Source organism: Bacillus cereus group sp. BfR-BA-01331, from assembly GCF_022663915.1.
GTDB lineage: Bacteria > Bacillota > Bacilli > Bacillales > Bacillaceae_G > Bacillus_A > Bacillus_A mycoides.
Genome location: NZ_JAKUGJ010000002.1, coordinates 145,336 through 168,309, shown reverse-complemented (window position 1 = coordinate 168,309; position 22,974 = coordinate 145,336). Strand labels below are relative to the sequence as shown.

The following is a 22,974-nucleotide window of genomic DNA, read 5'->3' as shown; positions in this document are numbered from 1 at the left end:
GAGTAAAATAGTGAGCTGTTCTCCAGAGAGCCGGTGTATTGCTGAAAGCCGGTGTGCAGACGTTATTTGAAAATCATCTCCGAGGAGCCGTGGCTGAATAAAGTAAGCTCGGACGGATGTCTACCGTTACAAAGAACGCGTATGTTAGTACGTTGCTAAGTGCTATTAGTGAAAAGCTAATAGAATTAGGGTGGTAACGCGGGTAAACCCGTCCCTACTTCATAGGGACGGGTTTTTTGTGTGCTTTTTAGAACATTCAAAGGAGTGATTGTACATGAAAAAAGTAGATGTAAAAGAGTCAGCTGTAGAGAGAGAAAAACGTATTCGTAAGCAGTGGAATGAACAAAGTATTTTCGAGCAATCAATTCAGAATCGAGAAGGTGCACAATCTTTTGTGTTTTATGAAGGGCCACCGACAGCGAACGGATTACCACACGTCGGCCATGCACTTGGGCGGGCGATTAAAGATTTAGTAGCAAGATATAAAACGATGGCTGGATATAAAGTGTTAAGAAAAGCTGGCTGGGATACACATGGATTACCTGTAGAATTAGGCGTCGAAAAACAACTTGGTATTTCAGGTAAGCATGAGATTGAAGAGTACGGCATTGAGCCATTTATTCAAAAGTGTAAAGAGAGTGTATTCACGTATGAGAAGCAGTGGCGTGAATTTACGGAGAGCATTGGATATTGGGTAGATATGGATGATCCGTATGTTACTCTAGAGAATCCATATATCGAAAGTGTATGGAATATTTTAGGGACGATTCATGAAAAAGGCTTGTTATATAAAGGGCATAGAGTTTCGCCGTACTGCCCAAGCTGTCAAACATCTCTTAGTTCACATGAAGTTGCACAAGGATATAAAACAGTGAAAGATTTAAGCGCGACAGTTAAGTTTAAAGTGAAAAATAGTGAAAATGAATATTTCCTTGGATGGACGACAACGCCGTGGACACTTCCAGCGAATGTTGCACTTGCTGTACATCCAAATATGGAATACGTTAAAGCGAAACAAGAAGGGTATGTATACATTGTTGCGAAAGAGCGTGTACAAGAAGTACTAAAAGAAAACTATGAAGTATTATCCGTTCATAAAGGCGAAGAATTAGTAAACACATCTTATACAGCACCGTTTCCGATGAAGGAAGTTACAAATGGGTACCACGTAATTGCAGCAGATTTTGTAACTGCAGATAGTGGTACAGGACTCGTTCATATCGCTCCAGCATATGGGGAGGACGATTATAGAGTCGTTCAAAGTGAAGGATTGTCGTTCTTACATGTTGTAGATGAGAAAGGTGAGTATACGGATGCAGTACCATTTCTTAAAGGTAAGTTTGTAAAAGAATGTGACGTTGATATCGTTCGTTATTTAGCTAAAGAAGGTTTGCTATATCATAAAGAAAAATATGAACATAGCTATCCGCATTGCTGGCGCTGTGATTCACCATTACTTTATTATGCAGGAGAAAGCTGGTTAATCCGAACAACTGAGATTAAAGAAATATTTTTACGAAATAATGATTCTGTTAAGTGGTATCCAGACCATATGAAGCATGGACGGTTTGGTAAGTTTTTAGAAAACATGGTGGACTGGAATATTAGCCGGAATAGATATTGGGGAACACCGTTAAACGTATGGGAATGTGAAAGCTGCGATCATCAATTCGCACCGAAAAGCATTGCCGAATTAAGAAAGCATAGTACGAAAGAAACACCTGAAGATTTAGAATTGCATAAGCCGTATGTAGATGAAGTGCAAGTTTGCTGCGAAAAATGCGGAAGTACAATGAATCGTACACCAGAAGTAATCGATGTTTGGTTTGATAGTGGTTCCATGCCGTTTGCACAATATCATTATCCATTTGAAAATAAAGAGTTATTTGAAGAACAGTTTCCAGCAGATGTTATTGCAGAAGGCATTGATCAAACACGCGGATGGTTTTATAGTTTATTAGCAGTATCAGCACTATATACAGGAAAAGTACCTTATAAACGAGTGTTATCACTAGGGCATGTTCTAGACGAGGAAGGACAGAAAATGTCTAAAAGTAAAGGAAATGCACTAGATCCAGTTGATTTAGTAAATCAGTTTGGTGCAGATGCTTTAAGATGGGCTCTACTTGTTGACAGTGCTCCGTGGAATGCGAAGCGTTTTTCTGAAAGAACAGTACTGGAAGCAAAATCTAAATTTGTAGATACGTTAGTCAACGTATATAGCTTCTACGTTTTATATGCAAATTTAGATGAGTATAATCCGAATGAAACCTATGATGTAAAGCGAACGAAATTGGATGAATGGGTATTATCAAGATTGCATAGCACAACGAAAAAGGTGAGAACAGCACTTGATGATTATCAATTTACGAATGCAGCTCGTGAAATCGCGGCGCTTGTAGATGAAGTGAGTAACTGGTACGTAAGACGATCACGTAATCGTTTCTGGGAGTCTGGTATGAATGCTGAAAAAGCAGCTGCGTATGAGACACTTCATGAAGTACTTGTGACAATTAGTAAATTAATTGCACCATTTACACCGTTTGTAGCTGAGGATATTCATCTGAATTTAGAAGGAAGAAGCGTTCATTTAGCAGATTATCCGGTTGTAAACGAATCACTTATCCAGCCTGAGTTAGAAGCAGAAATGGATGCTGTTTTACAAGTTGTTGAACTTGGAAGAAGTAATCGTAATCAACATTCATTAAAAGTAAAACAGCCGTTAGCAGAACTTGTATTACTAGCGCATAATGAAAATGATATGGATTGGGAATCTTATCGTGATATCATCATGGATGAGCTAAATGTAAAAGCGTTCCATGTTGAACTCGATGAAACGAAATACACGTCCTATCAATTAAAGCTGAATTTTAAAACAGCTGGGCCGAAGTTTGGTAAAAGTGTGAATGCAGTAAATGGTTGGTTAAAACAATTATCAAAAGAAGAAGTACAACACTTTGTATCTACAGAAAGAGCAGTTTACGAAGTAGCACCAGGAGAAGAAGTAGTTGTAACAGCTGAAGATGTATTAGTAGAGAAAGTTGCGAAATCAGGATTTTCAAATACGACTAACGGTCAATATACGGTAATGTTAGATACGAATGTAACGGAAGAATTGTTACAAGAAGGAGTAGCACGTGAATTTATTCGTGCAGTTCAAGAATATCGTAAGCAGTTGAATTTACCAGTTAATTTACGAGTGGATGTAATTCTTGATACAGAAGAAGAACTACAGCAAACGTTAACGAATCATAAAGATTTATTAGAAGAAAACTTACTCGTCAAGCAATTTGCGTTTGGTCACTTAACGAATGAGGACGATGAACTTTCTTTAGGTGAGACAAAAGTTCGCATCAAACTGAGCCCAGCAAATTAAATGAGAAGGAAGTTGGAATCGTTCATTCCAACTTCCTTTTTGTATGAAGAGAAATTATCCGGCTAATTTTCTCATAATCCATTCGATAGGAGCTCTAGAAAATTTCTTTCTCCAAAACACGCTAAATAAAACACTGAAAATGAATTATCACGATGAAAATAAAGAGTAATATATTTCTACAGTATTTTTCTCGTTTCACACATAAATATTGAGAAAATTTCACTTACCCAAAATGTAAAGGTAATAGAATTGTTTGTATAGAATTACTCGTAGATTCACTTTATTTCGTTACTTGTGGACAGGAATAGCCTTATAGGAATGGGGTAAAGTTTTCAATTTATTAGGGGGAGTGGTTCTATGTTAAACAAAAAAATGGTGGCAATGGCAATGACTGTGCCATTAGTAATGGGGACAATTTCTACTGTTTCAGCACTGGAAAAACAACAGCAAGTAAAGTTAGAAGCTTATTCACCACAGAAAAAAGCAATTGAATATTTAAAGGGACATGCTACGGAATATGGATTGAAGGCAGACCTTTCAGACTTGCAATATATTTCTACAACAGAAACATCAGTAGCTTCATATGTTAGATTCCAACAAGTGGTCAATGGTGCGCCTGTATTTTCAAAACAAATTACAGTTACTCTTAACGGAGAGGGAAAAGGATTACTTGCGATTTCAGATTATCAGCCTGTTACAGGTGTGAAGGAAGTTACGAAAAAAATTAGTGAAAAAGATGCAGAACAAAAATCGATGGCGTATGTTGGAGGAGAAAGTGAGCAAAACTTATGGGCTCCTACAGAAAAAGAATTCGGATATATTGTTGAAGAGGGAGTCGCTATTCCTGTATATAAAGTGGTAGTCCATTCTAATAATCCATTCGGTGCATGGGAAACATTCATTGATGCGGAAAATGGAAAGTTAATTAAAAAAGTTGATATAAACCGAAAAGCAGAAGGAACAGGAAAAGTATTTTTACCTAACCCTGTCGTATCTAGTGGAAGTTTAGCAGGGTTAAAAGATAATAATGATGCAGATTCAACAGCATTAACGAATCAATTGAAAACTGTTACGTTAAAAGGTTTAGATGGTACAGGATTTTTAATTGGTGAGTATGTTACGATTTCTTCAAAAGCGAAGACGAAATCTACAAACTTACAATTTAACTATACACGTGCAAATGATAGTTTTGAAGATGTTATGTCATATTATCATATTGATACATTACAGCGTTACATTCAAGGATTAGGTTTTCAAAATATTAATAAACGTTCGATTAAAGTGAATGTAAATGGTACAACTGACGATAATTCATTCTATTCTCCATCAACGAAAGCTTTAACTTTCGGTACTGGCGGAGTAGATGATGCAGAAGATGCTGGCATTATTGCGCATGAATATGGTCATTCTATTCAAGATAATCAAGTGCCAGGATTCGGAAGTTCACCAGAAGGTGGAGCGATGGGAGAAGGATTTGGAGACTTCTTAGGTGCTACTTATGAAGATGCAGTATCGACAACAGGATACGGGAAAGCATGTATTGGAGAATGGGATGCGACTGCTTATTCTAGTTCAGATCCGACGTGCTTACGCCGATTAGATACGAATAAAGTATACCCGAAAGATATAACGAATGAAGTGCATAATGATGGGGAAATTTGGGCTCAAGGTCAATACGAAATGGCGCAATCTTTTGGACGTGATGTAGCAACAAAAATTATTTTACAATCACATTGGTCATTAACGCCAAATGCGAAATTCCGTGATGGAGCGAAAGCGATTAAGCAAGCAGATGCTCTTTTATACGGCGGGCAACATGCTGCTGAAATCGATCGTATTTGGGCAGCGAGAGGAATTAGTACGAATTAATTAAAAACGTCGTGGCATTTATAAGCCACGACGTTTTTAATTTGCTTAAGAACTGGTACTAGAAAATTTATTGGTAGCGGTAATAATGTACATATACCGATAAGTTCACTTTACTGCTTCTTTAAAAACAAAATGCTCTTTAAATTTTCTAGATTCAACTTTTTGACCGTTTCTCATAGAGCGGAAAGGATGTTCTTGCCACGTAATGATCACGTCAACCTTATCCGATTTTGTAGAAACTGGAAAATTAGCGTGTTCAAATCCAGTTTTTCCGCCCGCTAGACGACTTTCTTTTAGGGAAAAGAGTTCATATTTTGTTTTCGTATTTGGTTCATTCCGAAAAACTTCAACTTGTACATTATACACTTCACTTTTTCCAAGATTTTTTACAGAGAAATGATATGTTTGAAATACACCTTTTTTGGGTTGTAACAATTTTTCACTCGTTCTTTTTACTTCATCAATATTTACTTGCCATTGATCAGAATTTTGAGAGATTGGTAAAGATTTTGGTGAATAGGCATATGCTTCATTAACTACAACTAAGCATAATAGTAGGAGAAAGAAACTAATTGTTTTTTTCATATGTACACCTCCGATAAAACTTTAATAATAATATGCGTGGGAAACTTGTGTTTTATGTAATAAAATGGAAAAAAGTTCAATTGAAAGAATTTGATAAGGATAAAATATTTCTAAGCTGTCAAATGATAATTGTATAGAGTTCAATGTTCATGTTACATATCTTTAGAAGGGGTCTGTTTAGTGAAAAATCGCAATATTTTTCTAAAAGGGCTTGCGTTTTATAAAATAAAGAGATAGAATACTCTGTAAATATAAAAAGTGATGATTAGGAAAAGTACATGATGCAAGGGTCTACAGAGAGCAATCGGTTGCTGGGAAGATTGCGATACCGCATGATGGAAAGACACCTGTGAGTGTTGCTTTGAACGTGATAATTAGTAAAAGCAAACGGTACCTACCGTTATCAGGGCTAAGATGGTCATTATGACAATTTGGGTGGTACCGCGGAAAAATCCGTCCCTATTTATAGGGGCGGATTTTTGTATTCTTTGAAAGGAGGTGAGTGACCGTGGATGATGACGATGACAACAATAACGTAAATAAAAATAAAATTAATGGAGGGAAATATAATGGATCAAATAATGAAGCGTTCACTCACACGAGAATGTACGGAACATGGCGGGAAGGTTGTATTACTACAAGGATGGGTAAAAAAGATTCGTCATCTAGGGAATGTTAGTTTTTTATTATTAAGGGACCGAACGGGAGTTATTCAATGTGTATTAGAAAACGAGTTAGCCGGATACAAAGTTGATGTTGAAAGTGTGGTCCAAATAATTGGAGAAATAGTAGAGACACCGAAAACAGAATTAGGTGTTGAAGTACTTGCACATGAAGTGGAAGTACTAAATGGAGCAGAATCACTCCCATTTGAAATAAATAAAAAAAAGTTACAAGTTGGCCTAGATCAATTATTGAATGAGCGAGTATTATCGTTAAGGCATGAGCGAATCGCGGCGATATTTAAAGTGAAATCTATACTCGTTCAGAGCTTTAGTGAATTCCTAATAGAGAACGATTTCACACGTATATTTACTCCGAAAATTGTCTCGCAAGGGGCAGAAGGAGGAGCGAATGTTTTTAAGCTTCCATATTTCCAAAAAGAAGCGTATTTAGCTCAATCACCACAGTTTTATAAACAAATGATGGTAGCGGGAGGACTCGAACGTGTTTTTGAAATTGCTCCTGTGTACCGGGCTGAACATCATAACTCTTCAAGACATTTAAATGAATATATATCGTTAGATGTAGAACTTGGATTTATTCATGATTTTCATGAAGTAATGCAATTAGAAACAGATATTTTACGATACATGTTTCAACAAGTAGGAGAAAAATGTGAAAAAGAACTACAACTATTACAAATAACAGTACCTGTCATTACAGAAATTCCTAAAATCACATTGGCAGAAGCGCAAGAAATTTTGAAAATGAAGTATCGGAAAGAATCTCCTGAAGGGGATTTAGATACAGAAGGTGAAAAGTTACTAGGGAAATATGTGAAGGAAACATATAAAAGTGAATTTGTCTTTATTACACATTATCCGAAAGAATCGCGACCGATGTATACAATACCGAATAAGGAGAATGAAGCCGTAACGGATTCATTTGACCTATTATATAAAGGATTAGAAATAACGTCAGGTGCACAGCGTATTCACAATCATGAAATGTTACTCGCATCTTTTAAAGAAAAAGGATTACATCCAGAGAAATTTCAATCGTATGTAGATACATTCCGCTACGGATGTCCACCGCATGGTGGCTTTGGAATTGGATTAGAACGAGTTGTGTATAAGCTTTTAGAATTATCAAATGTTAGAGAAGCGAGTGCTTTTCCGAGAGATTGTACACGTCTTATACCATAAAAAAGCATCTTCGCGATTATCGCGAAGATGCTTTTTTACTGTTCTTTCATTTTTACATTGAAAGTTTATAAAAATCATTTTCGACAAAAAATTAACATAGCCCTTGACAGTTATAAATATAACCGATATACTTCATATTAATTTCAAAAGAAAATATATTCTAAATATTAAAATGCATTGAATAGGAGTAGTAAGGTCATGTATTTGTACAGAGAGCTATGGGGTGGTGCGACATAGTCAAATGACATCCTGAACTCGCCTAGGAGCAGTAAGGTGGAACGGAATCACATTCTTAGTAAATCTTAACGGTTAACCTTCGATATTAGGTTTGTAATCAAACGATTACTACTAAGGTGGATTCATAATGGAATCAATAAGGGTGGTACCGCGTTAAGTAAATGGCTTAGCGTCTCTTTATATAGAGACGTTGGGCCATTTTTTTATTTTATAGAAAAAGAAATGGAGGTTTTATTCAGATTGATTAATAACATTTATTTATTAATATAAGTTGATTTTAACAGGAGGAAAATAGGATGAAACAGACGGAGCAATGGACTTCGAAATTAGGTTTTATAATGGCAGCAGCAGGATCAGCAATTGGACTTGGCGCAATATGGAAGTTTCCTTATATCGCTGGAAAGAGCGGGGGAGGGGCATTCTTTTTAATCTTTATATTATTTACTGTATTAATTGGACTACCGCTACTTATAGCTGAATTTATGATTGGACGCAGTACACAGAAACAAGCAGTTGGAGCATTTAAAAGTATCGCACCAAATACAGGATGGCACTGGATTGGCCGTCTTGGCGTTGGAACTTGTTTTATATTGCTATCATTTTATAGTGTTGTAGGTGGCTGGGTTTTAATATATTTTTTCAGGGGAGTAACAGGACAGCTTATTACTCCGGGACAAAATTATAGTGCATTATTCACAGAGACAATTGGAAATCCGACTTGGGCCATTATCGGTCATTTTGCATTTATGTTCATTACGATATGGGTTGTATCAAAAGGTGTACAAAATGGAATTGAAAAAGCAAGTAAATATATGCTACCAGCATTGTTCGTTTTATTTGTCGCTCTTATTATTCGTTCATTAACACTGGATAATGCGATGCAAGGCGTGAAGTTTTTCTTACAACCAGATTTCTCGAAGATTACTTCAGAAAGTATTTTATTCGCAATGGGCCAATCATTCTTTGCGATTAGTATAGGGATTTCGATTATGGTTACGTATAGCTCGTATTTGAATAAAAAAGAAAGTTTACCAAAATCAGCAATAACAATTGTTGGATTGAATTTATTCGTCTCTTTATTTGCAGGTCTTGCCATTTTTCCAGCAGTATTTTCGTTAGGCATGGAGCCGACAGAAGGGCCAGGCTTACTATTTATCGTATTGCCATCTGTATTTAGCCAAATTCCATTCGGAGGATTGTTCTTAACTGTATTTCTTGCTCTATTTACATTTGCCACATTAACCTCGGCATTTTCTCTACTAGAGACGGTTGTTTCAGCATTAGCAAATGGTGAACAAGAAAGAAGAGCTAAACTATCATGGATCATCGGGTTCTGCATTTTCCTAGCAGGTATACCATCTGCCTTATCATTTGGAGTATGGAGTGATATTACGATTTTTGGGAAGAATATTTTTGATGCAGTAGACTTCTTATCTAGTAATATATTAATGCCGCTGGGAGCATTATTTATTAGTATTTTCGTATCATTCAAGATGGAAAAGAAAGTGTTAGAAGCTGAATTTTTTGTAGGTGGAAATTATGGAAAGATAGTATTTACTATCTGGGCATTTTTACTTCGATTTGTAGCACCACTTGCAATAGTTATCGTATTTTTAAATGTAATAGGGATTATTTAAGTTTAAATGTTATAATATTCAGTAAAAAAAAGAAGGTGATGATAATAAAAACAAATTTGATTGAAGTTGGGAAATATATGAACATTAGAGGGAAAAAGCTATACGTTGAAACACATGGAAGTCCTAAAAATAAACCAGTATTATTTTTACACGGTGGCCCAGGTGAAAGCTGTTATGATTTTTCATTTTATCAAGCAGTACGATTAAAAGATTCCTTATATGTCATTATGATAGATCAAAGAGGAGTTTGTCGATCAGAAGGAATTACTGAGGAAGAACCTTTTGGATTAAATGATTTAGTTGAAGACTGTGAGGAAATAAGAAAACTATTACAAATTGAGAAATGGTCTGTAATCGGGCACTCTTTCGGTGGATATTTAGCGTTGTTATATGCGTCGATGTATCCAAATTCAATAGAGAAAATAATATTTGAAGGTCCGACTTTCGATTTTGCATTAACAAGTAGGGCTCTATTACAAAAGACAGGAACGTTATTAAAAAAGTATGGAAAAGAAGCGGCAGCAGAAGACTGCTTTGCTTATTCATCTAATAATGCTAGTTCAGAAGAGTTGTTAGAAGCTTATATAAGATTAAGTGCTGAATTAGAAGAAAAAAGAATGGAGATTTACAATTATAAAAAAGATGAGACAGACGATAGTTTATATAGTGATGAAGAGTGGGAAGTATTTTCAAATCGCTCCAAAATCCATTTTGATAGATTAAAATCAGAGGGAGCATGTCATACGTCATTATTATCTAAAATAAAAGATATACAAAATCCAATGTTATTAATTGTAGGAAAATACGATGTAGTAACGTGTGAAAAACAAATTGAAATATTTAATAATGATGCTTCAAATGGGAAGTATATTGTATTCGGAGAAAGTGGTCATTCACCGCATTATGAGGAAGCAGAGAGATTCGCAGAAACAATCATGCATTTTTTGAAATAAAAAAGAAGGGTGCTTCTAATAATGAGAAGCACTCTTTTTAAATTTCGGGATAAGTGATTGTAATGTTAGGCCATTTGCTTTGCCATTTCTTTTGATTAACTCTTTTGTTGTACATATGTATTCGTTCTTTCGTTTCCAGAAAATGAGGTGTAGGTTTCACTTGTAATGAAAGTACATCTTCAATTCCACATGGAGCTGTTAATATGAGATTGTTTTGCTCGTCAAGCGTAACTCCTAAAGCGGTTGCTGTTTCAGGAAATTTAGAAATAGCATCAACAGAAGAAGAGTATGGTGGCATTCCATTCACTACATGCATGCGAGTTTGATTTTTTACTGACCAAGGGATAGAGGCATCCATATTCGCCAGCTTCTGTTTTAATGATTGTTCGTACGCCTCATCTTTATGTAATGGATCATAATAAATGACATCGACATCTGGCGTAGCCGTTCTTACTTCGTAGTTATGTAAAGTATCCCAAATTTTAGAACGGACAAACCCAGCACAAATCCACCAATCAGGTAGCTCTAGTGATTTTGCCATTTTTAATACATACATCATCCATTCGTCGTTTTCTATAAAACGAATTATATCTTGCTCTGTTTTTATCTTCATTGATATATTCACCTTTCTAGTAAATTAATGCATCAGTTCAATAATCCATAAAATCCAGTAAGCACCTGGTACAAATAGTAGTTGTGCCAATAATGTGCCGAAAAGTCTAGATATCATTAGCCAACCATACATTTTACTCATTGCCTCAGCACCCTTTTCAGATTGTAAAGCACGTTCTGTTAAAAGGGCAATGCGTGGATCGAGTAGCACTGTTAATAAAATAGTGGCGAAACCATTCACAAGGCCAGAAGCTGTACTTGCATTTGTTGCATAAGTCGGATTTAAAAAAGAAGCATATAGTGCGGAAAGAACACCAGCTGTATAAATGGCAGTGGCAAACATATTAATAAGCATAATTCGCTTCGGAATTCCGCCAATACGCATTCGATGAATCATCTCAAGCTTTGGAAAGCGTACATATTTTTTTGTGTACTTTAATTTTTGAATGTTATTTGTTTTCATCATTCGAATGAATGAACCATCCGTTTCAAAGTTTTGAATAACGTATCCAAATAGCTTTGTCAAAGTTGGGTAGAGTATAATCGCGAGCAATGTACCGACAGAAGCCGATAATAGAACGAGCCGTATAATATGCTCTAAATCAATAGAAGAATCTAGTTTTGCTTCATCGACAATACCACCAATTAAAAAAGCTTGTAGTAAGTTAGATGTTCTTGAAATAAGTAGTACCATTCCTACGATGGATAAGGCAACGACAATCTTTTTTAAACGAACACCAGCTAATCGAATACTATAAGAGCTAGTTTCAACCGCGTGGATAACAATTGTGAAAGCCATTATAAAAATTAATGTAATTGACATTTGATTCACCAGTTTCTATTAAATTGAGTATAACTTTTTCACTTTATCATATCTTTTGTGATTTTGTAACTGAAAGTATAAGGATAAGAAAAAGTAATTTTCTGAAAAGTTAAATGGTGATAGTATAGTAAAGGGCTAAGTAGGAGCATGGCTTTAATGGGGTACATATAAAATCAGTGGGGGAATTAAATATGTATAAAACATTTCTATTTGATTTAGATGGAACATTAACGGATCCGAAAGAAGGGATTATAAATTCTGTTCTATACGCGTTAGAAAAAATCGGGATTGAAGAAGTAAATATAAGCGAGTTAGATTCATTTATCGGCCCACCAATACAACAATCTTTTGTAGATAGATATAATATGAACGAAATAGAAGTAGAACGAGCAGTGTTTTACTTTCGGGAGTATTTAAAGCAAAGTGGTTTATTAGAGAATAAAGTATACGATGGAATTACAACCCTATTGCAAGAATTAAAGGATGCTGATAATCGTTTGTTTGTAGCAACATCAAAACCTACTGTATTTGCGAAACAAGTAATAGAGCACTTTCAGTTAACATCTTTTTTTGAGGAGATTGTTGGGAGTAATTTAGATGGGACAAGAATAAAAAAGAAAGAAATAATTGCTCATATTTTACAAACAAATGAAGAACTCAAAAAAGAAGAAATGGTGATGATTGGTGATAGAAAGCATGACGTAATCGGTGCGAACAGTAACGGAATTGCTTCAATAGGTGTATTGTATGGATATGGTAATGAGAATGAATTGAGTGATGCTGGGGCGATTCATATAGTGAAAGATGTCGAAGAGTTACAAAGCTTTTGTATAGAGAATAGTACGATAAAACTATAGAAATAGAACCTAGAAATCCCTTTATAACATATGGCGATGAAATCGTTTTTGTTTAAAGGGATTTTACATATGTAATCGAATACTATAATTAGACAATTTTAGCATGAAAAATTTGTAATAAAGTAAAACTTTAATTAGTGGAAGTTTTGTCCATCCGGCACTGAGTAACAGCCCTGACCAATCGGGCTGTTACGAGCAGTTGATATCCCGCCTAGCTTCTGCACATTTGCTGAATTTTAAGGTGGGAGTCTTACTGCCCGCAAATAGCGGGATAAAAAGAGGAGGAATGTCATGAAATAAAAGGGTTCGAAATACGAGTAAAAGTTCGTCATAAAAAGATTGAATTTTCAGTTTAAAAGGAGGGTTATAATTGGAGCTAGTTATTATTTTATTAGCACTTAGTTTACTCATGTTTGTAGCATATAAAGGATTTTCTGTAATATTATTCGCACCGATTTTTGCATTATTTGCGGTATTTTTGACAGAGCCTAGTTTTGTATTACCTTTCTTTTCAAATATTTTTATGGAGAAAATGGTAGGATTTATCAAATTATATTTCCCAGTGTTTTTACTTGGAGCAATATTTGGGAAAGTAGTAGAAATGTCAGGAATCGCTGATTCCATCGCAAAGACGATTGTAGAGTTAGTTGGAGAAAAACGTACAATTTTAGCAATCGTTTTAATGGGAGCTATTTTAACGTATAGCGGTGTTAGTGTGTATGTAGTGGTGTTCGCTATATTTCCTTTTGCGGCTAAGTTGTTTCGACAAGCGGATATTCCAAAACGTTTAATCCCTGGCACAATCGTTCTTGGAGCAGCGACATTTACAATGGATGCGCTTCCTGGATCACCACAAATTCAAAATGTAATACCTACAACTTTTTTTAAAACTGATATTTATGCAGCACCGATACTTGGTATTTTAGGAGCAATTTTTGTTTTAACGTTAGGTTTACTTTATTTAGAGAGTAAGCGTAAGAAGGCAAAAGCAGCAGGAGAAGGGTATTTTGGTTTTAACGATGGGAATTCTGAAATGGCAGCATCTTTGCAATTAGAACAAAAAGATATGCCGATATTAAGCAGTATTGAAATTACAAGAGTACAGCAAGTAATTGCGTTTGTACCACTTATTTTAGTAGGTGTAATGAATAAAGTTTTCACAATCATGATACCAAAGTGGTATCCAGATGGCTTTGATTTCTCAGCTATTGGTATGAAAGCATTTGGAAAGGTTGAATTAAGTGCGGTAGTTGGGATTTGGTCTGTAGAATTGGCACTTATTATAGGGATTTTATCAACGCTTTTATTATATTGGAAACGAGTAGTAACTGGATTTCAAGCTGGATTGAATACAAGTATTGGTGGAGCGCTACTTGCAACAATGAATACAGGAGCTGAATTTGGATTTGGTGGTGTTATTGCCGCACTTCCTGGCTTTGCGATAATGAGAGATAGCATCTCTGCAACTTTCACGAATCCATTAGTAAATGGGGCAGTAACGACGAATATTTTAGCTGGAATTACAGGTTCAGCATCAGGCGGAATGGGAATTGTGTTAAGTGCGATGGGTGATAAATTTATTGCTGCAGCAACGCAATATAACATTCCATTAGAAGTTATGCACCGCATTGTATCAATGGCATCAGGCGGAATGGATACATTACCACATAATGGGGCAATTATTACTATTCTAACGGTAACAGGATTAACACATAAACAGTCATATAAGGATATATTTGCTATTACAATTTTGAAAACGATTGCTGTATTTGCAGTCATCGCATTCTATACTTTAACAGGGATCTATTAATACTAGTTAATATACGAAAAGAAAATATTTATTAGATTGATATTTTACATAATAAAATATTTATTGTAACTACTCAGTCACTCTATGAAAAACAGGCAGAAAAGTTTTTTAGTTGGCCAAGAGAGGACCTGGATATTTATAGGAGCGGTCAGGGCCTTTCCTGCCACGCGCAAAGTTTTAAAACAAAGAAAGGTAGTAAGGTGTAGGCCCATTTTTATCTTCATGGCAGCAATCTATATGCTGAAAAATGAAAACAACTTTCTATAGTTAATAAGGGGGCTTATTTTAACTGGAATAATAGACTTTATCAAACTTCTGAATGAAATGCATGGCTGAGTAGTTGCAAATATTTATTATAGATAGAAGGGGTGGAGTACTTGCAAGAAGTTGCTGAGTTTCGTATGCCGAAGTCTGTATTATATGGGAGAAATTCGTTTGAAAAACTAGGGGATCAATCAAGAAAGTTAGGGAAAAGGGCTTTTATTGTAAGTGATACAATTATGGAGAGTTTGGGTTATGTTGAAAGATGTGTGGATCACTTAAATGCGAAAGGGATTACTGTTATTACGTACAATGAAGTAAACACTGAGCCTACAAATTTACACATATTGGAAGCGTTATCTATTTGTAAAGAAGGAAAATGCGATTTTATCATAGGTATTGGAGGAGGAAGCTGTATTGATGCTGCGAAAGCAGTAGCAGTGTTATATACAAATGGTGGAGAAATTGAAGATTACGTCCAAAAGGATATAGAAATAGAATCCAATCCACTACCGCTAATCGCAATCCCTACGACTTCTGGTACTGGATCGGAAGTAACAAGTGTAGCAGTAATTACAAATAAAAAAACAGATGTGAAAATGATGATAAAACATCCAAGCTTTATCCCTCATGTTGCTATAATAGACCCGATTTTTACAAGTTCGGTACCACCTCATATTACTGCAGCAACGGGAGTAGATGCAGTATGCCATGCAATTGAAGCTTATATTTCTAAAGTTTCACAACCTCTTACAGATGTTCTTGCTCTTTCAGCTATTGAAAGCATTATGAAATATTTACGTATCGCATATGAAGATGGAGATAATATGGAAGCAAGGGAAGCAATGATGATTGCTTCATTACAAGCTGGGATTGCTTTTTCAAATGCATCTGTTACATTAGTGCATGGTATGTCCCGTCCAGTGGGAGCATTATTCCATGTACCACATGGAATATCGAATGCAATACTATTACCTACAGTTTTAGAGTTTACAAAAATGAGTGCAATAAAAAGGTTAGCAGAAGTAGGACGTAGCTTAAACAAAGATTTGTATTCTCATTCTGATGAAGAAGTAGCGAACTACACGATTGCTGAAATTAAGAAACTTTGTTTTGATCTTCGTATTCCTAATTTAAGAGAATACGGAATTGACGAAGTTGAATTTGAAAATGCTATTTCTAAAATGGCGAAAGATGCAATTGCAAGTGGTAGCCCAGGAAATAATCCACGAGTTCCTTCTTATGATGAAATCAAACAGTTGTATCGGGAGTGTTTTAATTATCAATATGAAGATTCTATAAAAACATCAGGGGTTTAATTTCAGAATATTATAATAAAATTTCCTTGGAAATAGTTAAAACAAGACTTTATATTATAAATTTAAAGTCTTGTTTTATTGTGTATAATATACATAATAAAATATTGTTATTAGTTTTATAAAAATAGTTTAGGTAGGTGTTTTACTATGAAAACGATAGGTCTTATAGGTGGTATGAGTTGGGAATCAACTTCAGAATATTATCGAATTTTAAATGAAGAAATAAAAAGTAGATTAGGTGGATTACATTCAGCAAAATGTCTGATTAATAGTGTGAATTTTGAAGAGATTGAACGATTCCAGTCTAGCGGAGATTGGGATGGAGCAGGAGAAGTATTAGGGAATACGGCGTATTCATTGCAGAAAGGAGGAGCAGACTTTATAATCATTTGCACAAATACAATGCATAAAGTAGTTGAGAAAATAAAGGAGAATATTAACATTCCAGTATTACATATCGCGGATGCAACTGCAAAAGAAATAAATAGAAAAGGTATTCAATCGGTTGGTCTGCTTGGAACAAAATATACGATGGAGCAAGATTTCTATAAATCACGTATAGAAGAGAATGATATAAAAGTAATAGTACCATTAGGAAAAGATAGAGAAAAAATAAATGAAGTAATATACAAAGAATTATGTTTAGGAAAGATAACATCTCAATCTAGAGAGTATTATAAAAGAGTTATAGAAGAGTTAGTGCAAAAAGGGGCGCAAGGAATAATATTAGGGTGTACAGAAATAGGGTTATTAATAAAACAGGAAGACATATCAGTTCCAATATTTGATACAACGCATATACACGCGATTGAAGCAGTCAATTTCGCTTTACATAATAGATTGTAATTATATTATGTAAACTTAACTCGTTTGTCTGGAAAACATTCAGAAAATATTTTATAATGTAAGTGGTTACATTTAAGGGGGAATGCGGATGTTTTCAGTTCAGCCAATCGCATTTGTACATAATGAAAGAAAGGAAATAAAAGATGATGAGTGGGGAGAAGTAAGATCCTATATTACTTTAACTGATATGTATACAGAGGAAAGTATACAAGGGATTGAAGATTTTTCTCATATTGAAGTTGTCTTTTATTTTCATAAAGTAACTGATGAACAAATTCAATATTTTGCTAGACATCCTAGAAATAATAATGATTATCCTAAAGTAGGCATTTTTGCACAGCGCGGGAAAAATCGTCCGAATCGCATAGGAGCTACAATTGTAAAGGTGATCAAAAGAGAAGGCAAATCAATTATTGTCGAGGGGTTAGATGCTATTGATGGCACCCCTATATTGGATATAAAGCCGATAATGAAAGAGTTTATGCCGAAAGAAGAAATTCTACAGCCTAAATGGGTAACGGATATTATGAAACAATATTGGAAGGGGAATAAAACAAAATGAGAATATATGAGGCAACAATTGCAGATTTAGATGGACTAGCATCTGTTTTTAATAACTATCGCGTATTTTATCGACAAGATTCCGATATTGAAGGAGCAAAAGTATTTTTACGAAATCGAATCGAGAGAAAAGAATCCATTATTTTCGTGGCAGTTGAAGATGGAGAATATATCGGGTTCACGCAACTATATCCATCATTTTCTTCTATTTCGATGAAAGAGTTATGGATTTTAAATGATCTGTTTGTACAAAAGGCGAAGCGCGGAGCCGGAACAGGTAAAAAATTGTTAGAAGCTGCAAAAGAATTTGCATTAGAAAATGGTGCAAAAGGTGTAAAATTACAAACAGAGATTGATAATTTATCAGCACAGCGATTATATGCTGAAAATGGATATTTAAGAGATAATCGTTATTTCCATTATGAATTAACTTTTTGAAATATATATAGTTAAATGAGACGTTTTCAAAGTGAAGACGTCTCATTTAATTTTTTTATCGATGATTTAAAATCCAATTTGTAGCATCTTCAAAGTTTTTTGCGATGTAATTTGGTTCAATATGTGCCCATTTATCTCGGAACGTATGTAAAGCATCATATCCAGCACCAGTTTGAACTAATATAGTCGTTGTATTTACTTTTGCCCCAGCAACAATATCTGTCCAGCGATCACCGATTACAGCGCATTTTGTTAAATCAAGCCCATGTTTTTCCGCTGCTTGCAAGAGCATACCTGTGCTCGGTTTGCGGCATTCACATCCGCCACCATGTTTATGAGGACATAGATAAATATCATCAAAACCAAACCTTTTTAATTCTTGCACAAAATCATTCGCAGTTGCTTTTCCATCCGCGATACCTGGTTGATTCGTAAAAGAGAATAGTTTAATATTTTGAGCTTTTAACTTTTGTAAAGATTCCTTTGTAAAAGGAAATAACGTGAAAGAACCTGGATAATGTATTGTAGTATCACCGCCAATTGTTCCGTCACGATCAATGAATATTGCTTCAATGTTTTTCATAGTTATAGTCCTTTCTTTGTACCAGTAGTTTAAAAATGTTTTACAAATCGATACCCATTCACTTCATAGCCCAATTTTTCATAGAAGGGGTGTGCTTCTTTTCGGTTCATTCCACTAACAAGCCAAGTACCAATACAGTTATGCTCTTTTGCTAATTGTTCTGCGTAGTCCATTAACACTTGTCCAATACCTTTACGACGTATTGTAGAATCAACACTAATAATTGAAATCTCTCCATAACGAGTTACATCTTCTAAATTTTCACGTATACGAAATCCTAGTAATCCAAAAATAGTATTCTCTTCCTCATAAACATATAAAAAATCAAAAGGGCTCATTTTTACGAATTGTAAACGATTATTCATATCTTCATTAGAGATAGAGGATCCTTTTAATTCTTTTGTAAGAGAACAAAGTGAATCTATATCATCTATAGTCGCTTCACGAATTTGAACTGACATATGATCAACCCCATTTACTTTAAAATCTTCAAACATTAAATATTCTGTTAAAGTATGTTTTTTCCTGCTACCGAAACAAATATTTTAGAAATGATATAATACTATATTAGGAGGGATATGTTATCATTTTCCTTGATTGTATTGTAAATGGAAAGAAGGGGAATGTATGCTAGAAGTGAATATCCGCTCAGCCGGATATGAAATTGGTGAAAAGACAGTTCATGATATTGCATTTGCAATTGAAAAAGGAGAGTTAGTGGCTCTTATTGGTGCAAATGGTGCAGGAAAGAGTACGACAATTAAATCGATACTCGGTTTGCTTGTCAATATGGATGGTGAAATTTCGTTTGGTGAAAAGAAAAATCCATATGCCTATGTACCGGAGCAGCCCACTTATTATGATTATTTAACTTTATGGGAGCATATTGAATTGTTAATGGCTGCTCGTGGAAATAAAGTAGGAAATTGGGAGGACAAAGCAAGGGAATTATTACATACGTTTCGAATGGAAAAACATATACACGAATACATATCAAAGTTTTCAAAAGGTATGAAACAAAAATCGATGCTTATATTAGCATTTTTAACAGAGCCAGATTTTTATATTATTGATGAGCCTTTTATTGGTTTAGATCCAGTAGCTACGAAAGAATTCTTGAACTACTTATATAAAGAAAAAGAGCGAGGAGCCGGAATTTTACTTTGTACGCACGTACTGGATACAGCTGAAAGAATTTGTGAAAGATTTTTACTCATTTCGCAAGGTACGTTAGTAGCAGATGGGCATTTAGAGGCGATCCAATCGTTAGCAGAAATGCCAGGAAGTACACTGTTAGATTGTTTCGATGCAATTGTAAGGCGGGAACAACATGATTAAACAACAGTTTAATAAAAGGTTACGTCATGAATTGCAAAGAAAATGGAAAGCGATTCGTTCTGTAACAGATTGGACAGTCGCATTATATATTATTATTCCAGCACTTATATTTGCGGGGATCTATTATCGTTCACTATGGATGAAAGAATTATCGATGGAAGAGACCATTTATTTTGGGTTAGGTTTACTCGCGTTTTATTTTGTCACATTTTCAAGAGGAGTTCGCTCATTTTTTGAACAAGCAGATAGTTTATTTTTAATTTCGTACCCAAATCATATGCGAAAATTAATGAAGCTTGGCATGATATATACGTTAATTCGGATTGCAATAACGAACGCAATTGTAGTATTCATTATGCTGCCTATACTGATGAAAAGTACGGGAGCGACAATTATACAAATCGTACTGTTCTGGATGTTCTTTACTGTTTTTCGATTTATGCTATCGTTGTTGACGAGATTCATAAATGTACGTGTGGGGAAACGATGGGTTTTATTGATTATAAAAGATGTTATATTTTCTTTAAGTTTAGTCTATTTTGGAATGAGTGTATTTTTCATTTTTAAAAATCCATTGTATTTCATATTATTTACCGGCCTAGTAGCTGTACTTACTGTAGTCTTAGTAAAAGAAAAGATGAATTATAAAAATTTCTTTTTTAAAGAAGTTGAGAAAGAAAAAGAAGAAAGTATGCGCTGGACTGTAGGGATTATGCAAGTTGGTGGTCATGCTGCGAAGCCGAGTAGTTCGAATAAAAAACCGTGGATGTTCCCTCGGTCTAAAAAGATATTAGGAAAAAATTCTGATTCGCGTATTGTAGAAGCTTTTTTAAAAGAATTTTTGCGTACAAGTAGTGCTTTAATGTTTTATGTTCAAATTGTATGTATAAGCACTGTAAGTATTATCGTGACTCCGCAGTGGATAACAGCTATTATTCTTGTATTTGCTATAGTTGCTATTTCTCGCTATGCGCGTGATTATTGGAATGAATTTACGAAGAAAATGTTTCTACATTTATATTGTGATGAAGGAGAATTACTATTATTAAGGTGGAAGGCGGATCGTTATTTGCTCCTTCCAGTCGTATTTATGTACGGAACAGTCATTCTCTCACAGTTTTATTTATTGCCAGCAATAATTATTGGGGTTATTTTTATAGTATTCATTGGTTGGATTGTATTTTTACCATAGAAAAAGAGCCGGAAATGGCTCTTTTTCTAGTCTGTAACACACTGGTAAATAAAATATACTAAAAGGAGTATGCTTGCGGCTGAGTACACGACATCTAAAGTCATCTGATTGCCCCCTCATTGTTGTTGTATTTATAGTGTATGAAATCTTACAATTTCATATTCAAGTGAAAAATATGTGAACGTTAACAAAATTGTAAAGTGCAAAAATTACAATCATTTTGTATAATAGAAGAAACAACCGTTATATAAAATATAATGAGTGAAAGGGGAGGGAACATAAATGCCAAATTGGTTTAGAAAAACCTTAGTCGCATTAATTACCGTATTTACGTTTGGTTTAGTGACGCCTCCTTCCATATTACTTGATAATGCCAAAGCTGCGGACAAGCCTACGAGCACAGCTGGGCAACAAAATTTGGAGAGTACGTCCTATACATATGAAGAAACAAATGATAGGTTAACCACCGATACTTTTGTTAACTATGCGATGCAAGAAGCAGAGAAGCAATCTATGCAAAAATTCGGCTCTAAAATTGGGCCTGTAATTGAAGATGAATTTAAAGATGTTGTATTACCTAAAATTGAAGAGGCAATTGCGGAACTTGCAAATGATGTGCCAGAAGAATCGTTACAATCATTAGCGATTTCTCAAAAACCAGCTGGTGGAAATAATGAAAAGATTTTTCATGTTTATGACACAAAATCAGGAAATGACTTACTGCGATTTCATGTGAGGAGAGATCATCCACCGCAAGATGGATATTATTTTAATTTCCACTATCATCGTTTTGATGATGGATATTCAGGACACCATGAGTTAGGAAATATTTATTGGAATACGAATGTACCGCCGAAATGGTTGTCTTAAAAAGAACGAGAGAAATCTTGTTCTTTTTTTCTTTATGAAAGGATACGACATTTATGTTGTTGAATAACATATGTTTAGGAAAAAAGAAAAAAGGGAGTATGGGGATGCAAAAATATATCGTTTTTGACTTTGATGGCACATTAGTAGATTCACAAAATATATTTGTACCAATTTATAATCAACTTGCTGAAAAGCATGGATATAAGACAGTTAGTGAGGAAGAAATTGAGCCTTTACGAAAATTGACTATTTTTGAAAGATGTAAAAAACTCGATGTACCACTTTATAAACTTCCTATATTGGCGTTAGAGTTTTATAAATTATATCAACCTGCCATAAAAGATCTCGTTTTATTCCATGGGATGAAGGATGTATTAGATGAATTACATAAAAAAGGCTACGGGATTGCGGTTATATCTTCGAACTCAGAAGAGCATATTAGGGCATTTTTACATAGTAATGGCATAGAAAATATTCAAGAAGTGTATTGTTCTAAAAATTTGTTTGGTAAAGATAAAATGATTAAAAGATTTTTAAAGTCGAAAAAGCTAACAGAACAAGATATGTTGTATGTCGGTGATGAACAACGTGATATTGCAGCTTGTAAAAAAGCTGGTGTGAATGTCATTTGGGTTTCGTGGGGGTATGACGTAATTGAGACAGTAAAAGGAGACGCGCCAGATTATATGGTTAATACGCCAGGGGAAATTGTGCAAGTAGTACAGGCGGCACATTCTTAATATAAATAAACTTTGAGCAGGTATTCATCATATTGAATTTTGGGTAGCAAAGTTTCTTACTGGCAATAAGGTGAAGGTTATACGTGGTCCAATTGAAATGAATCATTATTCGGATGTTACTATACAATAGACTTTTATAACCCGAAGGGCTTTATTGTAGAGGTTGCGTATACACCGAATACAGAAATGTAAGGAGAAT

Annotated in this window: 20 protein-coding genes, 2 pseudogenes and 3 other annotated features (1 of these 25 only partly in view); of the genes and pseudogenes, 16 read left to right on the top strand and 6 right to left on the bottom strand. The window is 34.8% G+C overall.

The genetic code is table 11. The annotated features are described in order from the left end of the window. Positions 1–219: a binding site (T-box leader), on the top strand (it extends 20 nt beyond the left edge of the window). A gap of 55 nt (positions 220–274) precedes the next feature. Next, on the top strand, positions 275–3,376 hold the full coding sequence (gene ileS / locus MR155_RS05065; protein ID WP_242308490.1) for an isoleucine--tRNA ligase: 3,102 nt from the start codon (positions 275–277) through the stop codon (positions 3,374–3,376). A 54-nt stretch (positions 3,377–3,430) separates the two neighbouring features. Here the strand turns inward: ileS and MR155_RS05060 are convergent. Then, positions 3,431–3,520 (bottom strand): annotated as a pseudogene (locus tag MR155_RS05060) (DUF418 domain-containing protein); the annotation flags it as partial. 213 nt (positions 3,521–3,733) lie between these two features. Between MR155_RS05060 and MR155_RS05055 the strand changes: the two are divergent. Further along, positions 3,734–5,245, top strand: coding sequence for a M36 family metallopeptidase (locus MR155_RS05055; protein WP_113937761.1), 1,512 nt, complete (start codon positions 3,734–3,736; stop codon positions 5,243–5,245). Between the two features lie 105 nt (positions 5,246–5,350). Here the strand turns inward: MR155_RS05055 and MR155_RS05050 are convergent, their stop codons facing one another. After that, positions 5,351–5,830, bottom strand: a complete 480-nt coding sequence (locus MR155_RS05050) for a hypothetical protein (protein ID WP_113937762.1) — start codon at positions 5,828–5,830, stop codon at positions 5,351–5,353. Between the two features lie 252 nt (positions 5,831–6,082). Continuing rightward, positions 6,083–6,294: a binding site (T-box leader), on the top strand. Between the two features lie 105 nt (positions 6,295–6,399). On the opposite strand from MR155_RS05050, the gene aspS reads away from it, so the two are divergent. The 3 genes from aspS to MR155_RS05035 all read left to right on the top strand — a co-directional run bounded on the left by aspS (position 6,400) and on the right by MR155_RS05035 (position 10,525). Next, positions 6,400–7,698 carry an aspartate--tRNA(Asn) ligase gene (aspS, locus tag MR155_RS05045; RefSeq protein WP_219302149.1) on the top strand — a complete coding sequence of 433 codons (1,299 nt, stop codon included), beginning with the start codon at positions 6,400–6,402 and terminating at the stop codon, positions 7,696–7,698. 168 nt (positions 7,699–7,866) lie between these two features. Beyond that, positions 7,867–8,115, top strand: a binding site (T-box leader). 116 nt (positions 8,116–8,231) lie between these two features. Then, on the top strand, positions 8,232–9,572 hold the full coding sequence (locus MR155_RS05040) for a sodium-dependent transporter (RefSeq protein ID WP_113937764.1): 1,341 nt from the start codon (positions 8,232–8,234) through the stop codon (positions 9,570–9,572). A gap of 38 nt (positions 9,573–9,610) precedes the next feature. Next, on the top strand, positions 9,611–10,525 hold the full coding sequence (locus MR155_RS05035; RefSeq protein WP_219302150.1) for an alpha/beta fold hydrolase: 915 nt from the start codon (positions 9,611–9,613) through the stop codon (positions 10,523–10,525). A gap of 37 nt (positions 10,526–10,562) precedes the next feature. On the opposite strand, the gene MR155_RS05030 is transcribed toward MR155_RS05035, so the two are convergent. Both MR155_RS05030 and MR155_RS05025 read right to left on the bottom strand, forming a co-directional pair. Beyond that, positions 10,563–11,138: a nucleotidyltransferase family protein gene (locus tag MR155_RS05030; protein ID WP_113937766.1), complete on the bottom strand. Its 576-nt coding sequence runs from the start codon at positions 11,136–11,138 to the stop codon at positions 10,563–10,565. Positions 11,139–11,162: 24 nt separating this feature from the next. After that, positions 11,163–11,960 (bottom strand): lipid II flippase Amj family protein, encoded by a 798-nt coding sequence (locus tag MR155_RS05025; protein WP_061673890.1) that lies wholly within the window; start codon positions 11,958–11,960, stop codon positions 11,163–11,165. 191 nt (positions 11,961–12,151) lie between these two features. Here MR155_RS05025 and MR155_RS05020 point away from each other — a divergent pair, with 191 nt between their 5' ends. From MR155_RS05020 to MR155_RS04995, 6 genes are all read left to right on the top strand, one after another. Further along, the gene (locus tag MR155_RS05020) at positions 12,152–12,817 is read left to right on the top strand and encodes an HAD family hydrolase (RefSeq protein WP_219302151.1); all 666 of its coding nucleotides are present in this window, start codon (positions 12,152–12,154) and stop codon (positions 12,815–12,817) included. 370 nt (positions 12,818–13,187) lie between these two features. Continuing rightward, the gene (locus MR155_RS05015) at positions 13,188–14,627 is read left to right on the top strand and encodes a GntP family permease (RefSeq protein ID WP_113937769.1); all 1,440 of its coding nucleotides are present in this window, start codon (positions 13,188–13,190) and stop codon (positions 14,625–14,627) included. A gap of 377 nt (positions 14,628–15,004) precedes the next feature. Continuing rightward, positions 15,005–16,207 (top strand): iron-containing alcohol dehydrogenase, encoded by a 1,203-nt coding sequence (locus MR155_RS05010; RefSeq protein WP_242308488.1) that lies wholly within the window; start codon positions 15,005–15,007, stop codon positions 16,205–16,207. Positions 16,208–16,354: 147 nt separating this feature from the next. Next, the gene (locus MR155_RS05005) at positions 16,355–17,053 is read left to right on the top strand and encodes an aspartate/glutamate racemase family protein (protein WP_219302153.1); all 699 of its coding nucleotides are present in this window, start codon (positions 16,355–16,357) and stop codon (positions 17,051–17,053) included. Between the two features lie 88 nt (positions 17,054–17,141). After that, positions 17,142–17,615, top strand: coding sequence for an SAM-dependent methyltransferase (locus MR155_RS05000; RefSeq protein WP_002085895.1), 474 nt, complete (start codon positions 17,142–17,144; stop codon positions 17,613–17,615). Next, positions 17,612–18,052, top strand: coding sequence for a GNAT family N-acetyltransferase (locus MR155_RS04995; RefSeq protein ID WP_002085894.1), 441 nt, complete (start codon positions 17,612–17,614; stop codon positions 18,050–18,052). Before MR155_RS05000 ends, MR155_RS04995 begins: the two co-directional genes overlap by 4 nt. A 55-nt stretch (positions 18,053–18,107) precedes the next feature. On the opposite strand, the gene MR155_RS04990 is transcribed toward MR155_RS04995, so the two are convergent. Continuing rightward, positions 18,108–18,635, bottom strand: a complete 528-nt coding sequence (locus MR155_RS04990; protein WP_242308480.1) for an HAD-IIIA family hydrolase — start codon at positions 18,633–18,635, stop codon at positions 18,108–18,110. A gap of 29 nt (positions 18,636–18,664) precedes the next feature. Further along, complete coding sequence (locus MR155_RS04985) at positions 18,665–19,096, bottom strand: GNAT family N-acetyltransferase (RefSeq protein ID WP_201033108.1); 432 nt, start codon at positions 19,094–19,096, stop codon at positions 18,665–18,667. Between the two features lie 166 nt (positions 19,097–19,262). On the opposite strand from MR155_RS04985, the gene MR155_RS04980 reads away from it, so the two are divergent. The 5 genes and pseudogenes from MR155_RS04980 to MR155_RS32425 all read left to right on the top strand — a co-directional run. Next, positions 19,263–19,973: an ABC transporter ATP-binding protein gene (locus MR155_RS04980; protein WP_219302155.1), complete on the top strand. Its 711-nt coding sequence runs from the start codon at positions 19,263–19,265 to the stop codon at positions 19,971–19,973. Then, a complete protein-coding gene (locus MR155_RS04975; protein WP_002189481.1) occupies positions 19,966–21,165 on the top strand; it encodes an ABC transporter permease in 1,200 nt (399 codons plus the stop codon). Before MR155_RS04980 ends, MR155_RS04975 begins: the two co-directional genes overlap by 8 nt. Positions 21,166–21,447: 282 nt before the next feature. After that, the gene (locus MR155_RS04970; protein WP_002012605.1) at positions 21,448–22,035 is read left to right on the top strand and encodes a YpjP family protein; all 588 of its coding nucleotides are present in this window, start codon (positions 21,448–21,450) and stop codon (positions 22,033–22,035) included. 104 nt (positions 22,036–22,139) lie between these two features. Beyond that, positions 22,140–22,775, top strand: a complete 636-nt coding sequence (locus tag MR155_RS04965) for an HAD family hydrolase (protein ID WP_181150751.1) — start codon at positions 22,140–22,142, stop codon at positions 22,773–22,775. Positions 22,776–22,818: 43 nt separating this feature from the next. Beyond that, positions 22,819–22,967: pseudogene (locus MR155_RS32425) on the top strand (VOC family protein); the annotation flags it as partial. Positions 22,968–22,974 lie beyond the last annotated feature (7 nt).